9 protein-coding genes are annotated in these 10,854 nt (G+C 29.2%); all 9 read right to left on the minus strand.

Annotated elements, in window-relative coordinates; translation table 11 throughout:
* Window positions 1-97 precede the first annotated feature (97 nt).
* The 9 genes from J2Z35_RS14030 to J2Z35_RS14070 all read right to left on the minus strand — a co-directional run bounded on the left by J2Z35_RS14030 (window position 98) and on the right by J2Z35_RS14070 (window position 10,606).
* Window positions 98-883 (minus strand): response regulator, encoded by a 786-nt coding sequence (locus tag J2Z35_RS14030; protein ID WP_209662030.1) that lies wholly within the window; start codon window positions 881-883, stop codon window positions 98-100.
* A gap of 70 nt (window positions 884-953) precedes the next feature.
* Window positions 954-2,534, minus strand: a complete 1,581-nt coding sequence (locus J2Z35_RS14035; RefSeq protein ID WP_209662031.1) for a diguanylate cyclase — start codon at window positions 2,532-2,534, stop codon at window positions 954-956.
* 38 nt (window positions 2,535-2,572) lie between these two features.
* Window positions 2,573-3,034, minus strand: a complete 462-nt coding sequence (locus tag J2Z35_RS14040) for a chemotaxis protein CheX (RefSeq protein ID WP_209662032.1) — start codon at window positions 3,032-3,034, stop codon at window positions 2,573-2,575.
* A gap of 3 nt (window positions 3,035-3,037) precedes the next feature.
* Window positions 3,038-3,415 carry a response regulator gene (locus J2Z35_RS14045; RefSeq protein ID WP_209662033.1) on the minus strand — a complete coding sequence of 126 codons (378 nt, stop codon included), beginning with the start codon at window positions 3,413-3,415 and terminating at the stop codon, window positions 3,038-3,040.
* A 2-nt stretch (window positions 3,416-3,417) separates the two neighbouring features.
* Complete coding sequence (locus tag J2Z35_RS14050) at window positions 3,418-4,266, minus strand: CheR family methyltransferase (protein ID WP_209662034.1); 849 nt, start codon at window positions 4,264-4,266, stop codon at window positions 3,418-3,420.
* The gene (gene cheB / locus J2Z35_RS14055) at window positions 4,260-5,354 is read right to left on the minus strand and encodes a chemotaxis-specific protein-glutamate methyltransferase CheB (protein WP_245330927.1); all 1,095 of its coding nucleotides are present in this window, start codon (window positions 5,352-5,354) and stop codon (window positions 4,260-4,262) included. Before cheB ends, J2Z35_RS14050 begins: the two co-directional genes overlap by 7 nt.
* A 21-nt stretch (window positions 5,355-5,375) precedes the next feature.
* On the minus strand, window positions 5,376-7,700 hold the full coding sequence (locus J2Z35_RS14060) for a methyl-accepting chemotaxis protein (RefSeq protein WP_209662036.1): 2,325 nt from the start codon (window positions 7,698-7,700) through the stop codon (window positions 5,376-5,378).
* Window position 7,701: 1 nt separating this feature from the next.
* Complete coding sequence (locus J2Z35_RS14065) at window positions 7,702-8,160, minus strand: chemotaxis protein CheW (protein WP_209662037.1); 459 nt, start codon at window positions 8,158-8,160, stop codon at window positions 7,702-7,704.
* 22 nt (window positions 8,161-8,182) lie between these two features.
* The gene (locus tag J2Z35_RS14070) at window positions 8,183-10,606 is read right to left on the minus strand and encodes a chemotaxis protein CheA (RefSeq protein ID WP_209662038.1); all 2,424 of its coding nucleotides are present in this window, start codon (window positions 10,604-10,606) and stop codon (window positions 8,183-8,185) included.
* Window positions 10,607-10,854 lie beyond the last annotated feature (248 nt).

A 10,854-nucleotide genomic window follows, 5' to 3' on the forward strand; every position in this document is an offset into this window, starting at 1 on the left:
TTTTCACCTAATAGGTGTAAAAGGCTACGCCTTTGTAAAGCTTACGCTTAAATGCTTTTAAAGATTTTAAAAGAAGTGTATGAATAATTCAGGCTTATTATCCTAAATCTAAAAATTTTATTATTTCTTTACAAAATATGTCTTTTTTCTCTATATCCACAATATCTTTTTCATTTCCTTTAAAAAAATAGGTTTTACTACTAAAACTATTATTATTTAAATATAAATCAAGAGATTTTTCAATTTTCCCCTTTACTATTTCGAATCCCTTTTCATCTGTAAATGGAAAAATACATACAGCTTTCATTTTATTGACAATATAGACCTGATCAATATCCCTTACCTGTTTTTTTATTATATCCCTTCCTATAATCTCGTTGCTAGGTAGGATTATTCTTGCAATGCACAACCCTAGTTTTGACCTTATAGCCCTTTCAACTTCAAGTGATAGGTTTTTTTCAAATACCTTCATTTCCTTCTCATAACTCTTTTGATCCATCTTAAGATTTTTAATATTTAAAACAAAATCTACTTTTTTTATTAGGGTTTCATTATCAAAAGGTTTTAGTAAATAATCTTTTGCGCCTAATTTAATTGATTTTATAACTATATCTCTTTTTCCTTCTCCAGTCATCATCACTATTGGAATTGAAAGCTCTTTAGAATTTAGGAACTCTATTACCTCCAAACCTGTTTCATTTTGCAAATAAAAATCAAGTAAAATTAGGTTTAGCTCATTTAATTTAATTTTATTAGAGAAAGTATTGTACTTTAAGTCACTGAGAGAAGTGGCTTCATATACAGAGTACCCTTCACCTTCTAGTAAATTTTTTATGGAACTTCTTATAACCCCTGAATCATCTACTATTAAAATATTTATCATGGAATTTTCTTCTCCCATTCCCTAAAAATTATACTCAAAATATTGCCCTAACAGTTCACATAAATAATCATTAGCTTTTCGCACAGTTTTTCCCACTTCTCTTAGCTTCATACATTCTGTCATCAGCTCTTTTTATAAGAGCCTTATAATCTTCTGAAAGATTATATTCAGATATTCCTATAGAAGCTGTGATTTTTGGTATATCTCCAATTTTTATATGTGATATCTTCTCAAGTATAGAGTTTGCAACAAATCTTGCATTATCAATATTTGTTTCCGGAAGAATAATCATAAATTCTTCCCCACCCCATCTAGCCAATAAATCTATTTTTCTTAATCTATCGTTTATTGAATTTACTACTGATTTTAGAACCACATCACCTATGCAATGTCCGTATTTGTCGTTAATGAGTTTAAAATCATCTAGATCTAACATTATAATTGAAAAGGCACGTCCTGTTCTTTTGCTTCTTTCAGTCTCTTCTTTTAACTTGTTCGTGAAATATCTTCTATTAAATGTTCCAGTAAGCTCATCTTTTATTGCCATTTCAAAGAGTTTGTTTTCCATTTCTTTATATTCTGTTACATCAACAAAATAATATAAATTATCTTCTCCAAGTTTTATAATATGTAAATTCCAATATCTACTTTTATAGAAAATTTCTTTGCTATTATTATGTGCTTCTTTTTCGTGATTTTTTTGTTCAGTATTAATTTTTTCTTCACTTAAATCTTTTTTTGAAAAAGTTTGTTCATCTAAAATACTGCTATCAAAAGTCATTCCTATTCCAAACTCAAAATTGATTTCAGCCGCTTTATTTTGATTCATTATTATATTGTCTTTTGATACTAATAAAGCTGGACTTGGAACTCCCTCAATCATAGCATTCAATCTTTTTTGATTCTCTTCCTTTTCCTTTTCAAGCCTTTTTTTCTCTGTTACATCAGTGGATACTATGACTCCTATAGATCTACTTTTATAAAAAGTTAAACTGATTTTATTTTCCGTGAAATAAACGGTAGAATCTTTCCTTTTATTTTTTTGATTGAATTTAATTTCATTTTTTCCTTCTTTTAAATTATTAAACATGTTTTTTATTTCATGCTCAAGCTCTGGCATGACTTTAAATATTGAAGCCCCACTAAGGTCAAATTTAGAATAATTTAGGTTTTCACATGCAGAGTTATTAACGGATAGTATCTCATTCTTTTCAAAATCAAATATATATATTTCTTCACTGGCATTTTCATAAATAGATTGATAAAATTTCGCTTCAGATACCGAGTTGAAAAGATTTATGGCACTTTGAACAGAAGAAAGAAAAGCATACTTTTCTATCCCTTTAGAAATATATCCATAATTCCCAAGTCCTTCTATTTTTTCAAGAATCTCTTTAGATGAATTAGCTGTTAAAAAAGTTATTGGAAGATTTTTTATCCTTAATATCTCTTTTGCAGTATCTATACCATCTTTTCCTGATTCAAGCTCAATATCCATAAGTATTAAATCAATATCATTAACACTCTTCACACACTCTACGGCCTCAGGACCATTTTTAGCACAAATAACCTGGTATTCATTTTGCTCCAATGCGGTTTTTACAATTTTTCTAGATAGGTCACTATCGTCTACCAAAAGAATTTTATACAAAAAATCACCTTCATCCTTACAAATTAATGTATACAAATTTAATCAATTGTAAACACAGTTATACGCGCATCCATTCCTTCTAAAGAAAAAACATTGCTAAATTCAATCAACTTTTCTTTTATTATAAATTTATGAGCATCCCCAACAACAGTAAAGGGAGGAGTTATATCAAAGTAATCTTCAGTATCTTTTAAAAACAGCTTTGCTCTCCCTAAAATCATATTAACTAGTTCTGCTACTCCATCATATACTTCTTCTTTTGATAAGTCTGAAGGGTCTAATCCTACCATATATGAGACTGCCTCTTTAGCATTTTCTTCTGAAATAGAAATTGTGGCCATCTTTTTCTTTTTACCAAGCAGTAGCATAACTCCCGATATTTGAGTTTCTATATCTGAATCTATTACCTCTAGGCTGTTTGAAACATCAATTCCAAGTATCATACTCATAACATCAATATATGCAACCCTAATCACATTGATAAAAGAAGTATTATCCATAATTTATAAACCTCCCATACCAAGGGTTTCAAGTATTTTTCTTGTTAGCTCTTCCATTGCAAATGGTTTAATAACATAGTGACTGGCTCCTAATTTTATAGCTTTAACTATATTTTCCTTTTCACTTTCTGTTGTTACCATCATCACTGGTATTGATTTTAAGTTTTCGTCTTCTTTTATTTCCTTAAGTACTTCAATCCCGCTTAATCCTGGCATATTCCAGTCCAGTAATACAAGTTTTATCTCATCAGAATATTTTTTAAGTATCTCAAGCCCCTCGTATCCATCAGATGCTTCAACCAAATCAAACTCTATAACATCAACTGCCCCTTTTATTATTTTTCTTACAACCGCAGAATCATCTATTGATAGTATCTTCATAATTACACCTCTAATATTTTCTTTGTATAGTAAATCCCTTGTTTGTACTCATTTTCATCAAAAAAATGCTTGTTGTTATATAAAAGCTCCGAACTTCCAATAAACATAGCTCCATCCCCATTTAGAGACTTGTATAACTTTTCCAATAAATCATTTTTAAATTCTTGTGAAAAGTATATCATGACATACCTGCATAAAATAATATCAAACTTCCCCATAGAAACAAATGTATTTTGAAGGTTGAGCTTTTGGAATTTAACAACATTTTTTATATTTTCTTTAATTTTCCAAGTGTTTCCATCTTTTTCAAAGTATTTATTTTTGTAATATTCGTCAATCCCTCTTCTCATAGAAATAGGGTCATATCTTCCTTTTTTAGCTATTTCTATAACCTGTCTTGATATATCTGTAGCTATTATTTCAAAGTCTGACAATTTAACATCAGTAATATTGTTTTTTTCTAAATGCTCATTTATTGCCATCACAGTTGAATAAGCTTCTTGACCTGTTGAAGATGCAGCACTCCAAAGCCTCACTTTAGATATTTCTTTTTTTCTAACTTGATCCACTAATCTTGGTAATAAAAGTTCGTCCATTATTTTCCAGGGAGTCTTGTCCCTAAACCATAAAGTTTCATTTGTCGTCATTTCCTCTATCACCTTTTCAGCTAATAAAGGATCTTTATTAGCTTCAATCATAGAGTAAAGTTCTTCAAATGTTTCAAAACCATAGTCAACTAAAAGTCTTATAAGCCTACTTTCAATAAGATAGGATTTATCTTCGTTAATTATAATTCCACAGCTTTTTTTAATATAACTTTGAAATAAACTAAATTCTTTTGATGTTAACATATTAGCCCCTTGTTATTTATTTCGAATATTCTTTTGGTAATAGATTCCAGTTCCAAAGATTCATCACTTAATTTTTCATTTTCAATACTCTTTGGCATTCCATATACTAAGCAGCTTTCTTCACTTTGTGTAATGCAGTAACAATCACACTTTTCCTTTAGTTCTCTTACTCCTAATAGCCCATCATTTCCCATCCCAGTCAATACTATGACTAATATTTTCTTTCCAGAAAAATTATTAGCAACTGAAGTGAATAATTTATCTGCTGATGGCCTTAGTCCATTTACTGCAGAATCTTTATTTAATACTATATACGGATTTCCAGAGTTGTTTTCAACCTCCATATGATATCCACCTTTGGCGATATATACTTTCCCTTTTTCACATACTTCCATATCCTCAGCTTCCTTTACATTCATATGTGATTTTGAATTCAAAGATTTTGCTAAGCTTTCTGTGAAATCTTCTGGCATATGTTGCACAATAAGAATTGGAGATGATACATCAAACAACTTGTTAGATAAAATCTTTTCTAATGCTGATGGTCCACCTGTAGAACAGGCTATTAAAATTAAAAATGGATTTTGAAAATAATTTTTTGATTTAACTACTCCTTCATTTTCAAGGAATGATTTTTTTTCTTTATTAGCTTCATGAATATATTCAGACTTTAAATTCAAACTACGTTTTTGTATGATTGAATAAAATAAGATTCTTAAAGTATCTTTAATCTTTATTATATTACTTTGATAGTCCCCTGATGTTGGCTTAAATATAAAGTCGAAGGCTCCCATAGAAAGAGCCTTCATTACATTTTCCTTTTCTTCACCATCTTTTGAGCTTATCATTATTACATCAATTTCAGGATAATCTCTCTTCAAAGCATCCAAAACCTCTAGTCCAGTCATTTCTGGCATATAAAGATCCAATAAAATCACATCTGCCTTCTTGTTTTTTAACCATTCTAAAGCAAGAGCTCCCCTTGAAATAGCTTTTATATCACCTGATATACCAGTTTTTTCAACAGCCTCGAAAAGTGCTTTTCTATAGACAATTGAATCATCTACAATCAAAATATCTAACTTCATAATTTTCTCCATCCATAATTATTATTCCACTTTAAACTGCCCTACTGAAGTTTGAATTCTATCAGATACATCAGAAAGTGAATTTGATGTTTTAAGGGTTTTCTCAGATGTTTTATAGGTTTCTTCAGCAACACCGTTAAGTTCAATTATATTTTCAGATATCTCATTAACCCCTTTTGATATTTTCTCAGATGATTTTGAAATTCCTCTTACTCCTTGGGAAACTGTTGCAATATTTTTGGAAACTTCATTAGCTGCAACTGATAGTTCAGATGCAGATCTTGCAATCTCATTAACTCCTTTATTAGTCTCTATACTACTTCTTAATATTCCCTTTGCTTGTAAATCCACCTCTTCTATTTCAAATGTTATATCATTAACCTTTTGAGATGATTCAAGTACCGCACCTGCAATTTCTCCAGTAATTGATGATTGTTCAGTTACAGCGGCAGCAATAGAGTTTGTTATATCCTTAATTTCTATTATTACAGAGTTGATTTTTTCAAAGGAATCACTAGCATCACCCATATTAAATTGCATTTCTTCAATTTGCTGACTTATCTCATCGGTAGCATCTGCTGTATGCCTTGCCAAAGTTTTTACTTCATTTGCAACTACAGCAAACCCTTTTCCTACTTCCCCTGCTCCAGCAGCTTCAATTGCTGCATTTAAAGCCAACATATTTATTTGATCCGCTATATCACTTATTAAATTTACTATCTTTCCTATTTGCTTTGAAGATTTATTAAGTTTTTCAAAATTGCTAGTGGTGAAATTAGCTTTTTTCTCAGCGTCATTTGTAATTATTATAGATCTTTCACAGTTGCTGCTTATCTCTCCAAGGGATAAATTGATCTCTTTTATTGCAGTTGCAACTGAATTTACAGACTTATCTGCATCCTTTGAGGAAATCAATACTTTCCCTATCCTACCATTTATATTTTCTATAAGCGATGTTATGTTATTTACTTCAGATGATATTTCCTCTGATGCAACAGCTAGAGTCTTGATACTTGATGTCATTTCTTCACTAGAAGATGCAACCGAGTTTATGCTAGAGCTAGCCTCACTTGTAGCAGTTGCAGTCTCTTCAATTATAGCTGCAATCTCTTCAACGGAAGCACTAACGCTGCAGGTTCTATCTGTCATAGTATTACTGCTTGATGTCATGTTTTCAGATATTTTTGTAAGATTTACAACATCACTATTTAGATTTTCTGTATTATTAATCAGATTTTTTACTATTTCCTGTATTTTCTCTATAAACTCATTAAAGTACTTTGCCATTTCCCCAATCTCATCATTGGCAGATATATTTATTCGTTTTGTCAAATCTCCTTTTCCCTCTGATATTTCCTTTAAAATTTGAGAAATACGCTTTAAAGGCCTTAAAGATAAACTTAAAAAGAATATAATAAACAAAGACAGTATAATAATTAAACCTAGGGATGAATAAATAATAGTATTTCTAAGAGAATTGATTAGATTTTCTATAAAAGATTGGGACGTAACTATTCCAAATGACCAACCAAAGCCCTCAAAATCATTGTATCCCTTCATAGGGGAATAAGCTATCATCCTGTCTTCCCCTTCGAAATTGTATGATTTTGTTCCTGTTTTTCCTTGGATCATTTCATTAGCTGCTTCAGATAAATCCCCTTGACCTTCAAGCAAATTTAAATTTCTTATATAATCTCTTTGAGGATGCCAAACTACATTTCCATTGCTATCAAGTATTATATTGTAGCTTCGTTCCCACCCTAGATTACTCATATCACCAATATTTCTATTCATAATTTCATCAATCAATCCAAAATCCATATCAAATGATAGTATCCCAATATTTCTATTTCCCCTATCCCTCACTATACTTGAAATAGTTATAATAAGTTCACCATTCCCTTTTTCTATTAGTTCATATGAAACTTCATTATTTGACCCTATTCCTTGAAACCATTTTTCACTTGAAAAATTTACCTTTTCTTGAAAATTGCTTGCTGCAATTAAATCACCATTTAAATCAACAAATCTAGAGCTTAAGTATCTTCCATTTGAGTCGTTTACAATATCCGATAAAAAACTTGATATTTCGTTTTCAGAGTAAATTTCAGATAAGAATAATTCATTTGTTGATATAAATTTCATATCATATATTCTCTCTGATAGATATAAGTCAAGTATTCTTCCTAATTTTTGAGAATCTCCTATTAATGGATTTTCAAAAGCATCTACTTTACTACCTCTAGCCTCTCTTAAAAAAACTGTGGATAATATTGTCATTCCTAAGATAACAAGTATAATAACACCTATCGTGATTTTAGATACTAAACTATTGCTAATCTTCAAGCTACATTCCCCCTAATTTTAAATCATCATTCATAAAAATATCTTTAACTGAAATTAATATAATTGTCTTGTCTTTATTTTTTATAATTCCTTCTACAAAGCTTCTTATCTTAATATCAATATTGGCAGGTGAAGGAGAAATTTTGCTTTCCTCAACTTCAATCACCTCTCCTGGCTCATCTATTTCAAATCCTATTAATTCATCTATCTCATTTGTCCTTTTAAGGACTATACAATCGCATCGCCTTTTTTCATCTGCTTTTTTTTCCTCAACTAGCATTATTTTTTTAAGATCAAATAATGTTATTATTTGTCCCCTAAGATTTAAAAGACCCAAGATATAAGGAGGAGAGCTTGCCACCTTATCATATGAAGCATTTCTAACCATTTCTTTTGTCTTTAGGATATCAATTCCTATCAAATATCCTCCAATATAAAAGGTTAATATTTCTTTTTTCATATTTAAAATCTCCTGTTTATATTTAAGTATTTGTTGTAAAATCTGTATTTTCTACAATACTATCAATATCTGGTAAAATAGTAATTTTTTTATTGTAGATAAAACTTCCTAATATAAACTCAGATTTTAAACTTTCATCAAAATCTAAATTCATCTCAAAAGTATCATATATTTTTCTAATAATAATACCTAATTCATTTTCAAATCCCTTTAATAATATGATGTATAGTTTATCATCTTTATATTCTTTTTTACTATATTTTAAGTAATCTTCTATATAGATTGACTTTACAGGCTTATCTTCATACTGAATATAAATACCATTGCCAATTTTTTCAATAGAATTTCTATCTATTTGCTTTACCCTAGAGACATATTTTAGGTCTATTGCGTAAGTTTCCTCTCCAACCCCATTGAAAATCAATAGATTTTTTGAGTTTTCAACTTCACTAACTTCATCTTCACTTTCATTTTTCTTATTATCTTCGAATATTAGATTTCCCATTGAAACAATTCCATCAGGATCTAAAATCATTGCAGTTCTTCCATCTCCAAGAACGGTCATTCCAGAATAACATAAAATACTCTTAAAATATTTTGGGAGCTTCTTTACAAGTATCTCCTCTTCATCAAATATGCTATCCACTACAATTCCAAATCTCTTCTCTTTTAGTTTTACGACTATTATATTCACTTTGTTTTTTTTGTTTTTATTTTCTATCTTTAAAATATCACTAAGGTACACTATAGGGATTAAGTCATCCCTTAAGTTTATTGCTTTTGCTCCATTTAAATCTCTAATTTCTTTTTCATCTATCTTCATTATCTCTTGTAGGTTGGATTTAGCAATTACAAATCTAAAATCAGATACTCCAAGTATTAAAGAAGGGATTATCGCCATAGTAAGTGGAAGTATAAGTCTAACCCTAGTACCTAAATCTTCATCACTGCTAACTTCTATGGTCCCACCTAATTTTTCTATATTACTTTTCAGTACATTCATACCTACTCCTCTGCCAGATATATCTGTAACTTCCTCTGCAGTGGAAAAACCAGGTTCAAAAATGAAATTTATTAATTCTTGCTTTGAAATACTTTCTAAATAATCTAAGGAATATCCCATAGATAATGCCCTATTTTTTATTTTAGGGATTGATAATCCTCTTCCGTCATCTATAATATCTATATTTACAAAGCTGCTTTCATGATAGGCCTTAATAATTATCTCACCTTTAGACTTTTTGCCTTTTTTAACTCTTTCATCTGATATTTCTATCCCATGGTCAATTGAATTTCTAATCAAATGTATAAATGGGTCCATAAGAGCCTCTATTATAGACTTATCTAATTCAACTTCTCCACCTTTTATCATGATATTTACATCTTTATTTAAATTTTTACAAAGATCTCTAACTAATCTAGGGAGCTTATTAAATATATTATTTAGAGGCTGAAGCCTAGTTTGCATGACTTTTTCCTGTATTTCCGTAGTTAAAAAATCAATATTTTGCATCAGTGAATTTAGCTCAGGTATAGCTATATTATGTTTTGATAGCTGATTTAGAAGCTGATTTCTCCTTAAAACCATTTCGCTTGAGATATCAAGAAGTTTATTAAGTAATGAGACACTAACTCGTATGGTTTCAGATGATAAATCTTTAAAGTCACTTGGTTTAAAATCAAACTCTAATTCTTGATTTACTTCATCTTGATTTACTTTATCTTGATTTTCATGAGTTAAACTTAATTTTTCCAGTTCTTCTTTTATATTTATTTCTTCAATAAAACATTTATCATCTTCTATTACAAGGTTAATCATATCTTTTTCAAGTATTGTACAAAAATAAAAACTATCATTGTTTTCATTTTTAAATATAATTAAATCTCCAAGCTCATCCATTTCTTTAAATACATTATTTTTATAATCCTCTTGTGTTTCAATAAAGATAATACTATATAATCTCTTTCCAAATTTAAGAGAGCTTTCCAAGTAATCAAACTTATTTTCAATAAATGTAATTTCTTTAATATTAGAACTTTCATCTTTAGATTCCTTAGTTTTTTTATCGTTCAAGTCAGCAAGTTTATCAAGCTCATCAGTATAATCTTTAATTTCAAGTTCTTCACTTTTAAATCCCTTTTTTATCATAACTTTTAAATAATCTAGGCTTTTCAAAAAAGTTTCAATAATTTTATCATTTACTGTTATTTCATTTGTCTTAACTTTTCCTAAAACACTTTCCATACTATGGGAGAACCTTACTATTTTGTTTAATCCCAAAAATCCAGCAGTGCCTTTAATGCTGTGCATAGCTCTAAACAGTGAATCGATTAAATCTTTGTTATTTCTGTCTGATTCCAAAGTTAATAAATCTATTTCAAATTTTTCTGCATGAGATGAAGCCTCGTCTACAAAATCATTTATAAATTGCTCGTTTTGAAACATTATTAGCCCCTCTCCTTATATTAGTAAATTAAAATTCATTGATATTAATGTCTTTAAGTACTAGGAAAATTATATCATTTATCGTAGTAACTTACTAAAAATTTATATAAAAAAAACCTAAAATAGCAATAAAGCTAATAGGTTTTTAGTTATTTACTAAAACTTCGCACATGAAATTCTATATATGAATCTTGAAAATTCAATAATAATTGACAATAAAAAAGCATGAAACCATCTGGTTTTGGTAT

It is taken from the genome of Acetoanaerobium pronyense (assembly GCF_017874355.1).
Classification (GTDB): Bacteria; Bacillota; Clostridia; order Peptostreptococcales; family Filifactoraceae; genus Acetoanaerobium; species Acetoanaerobium pronyense.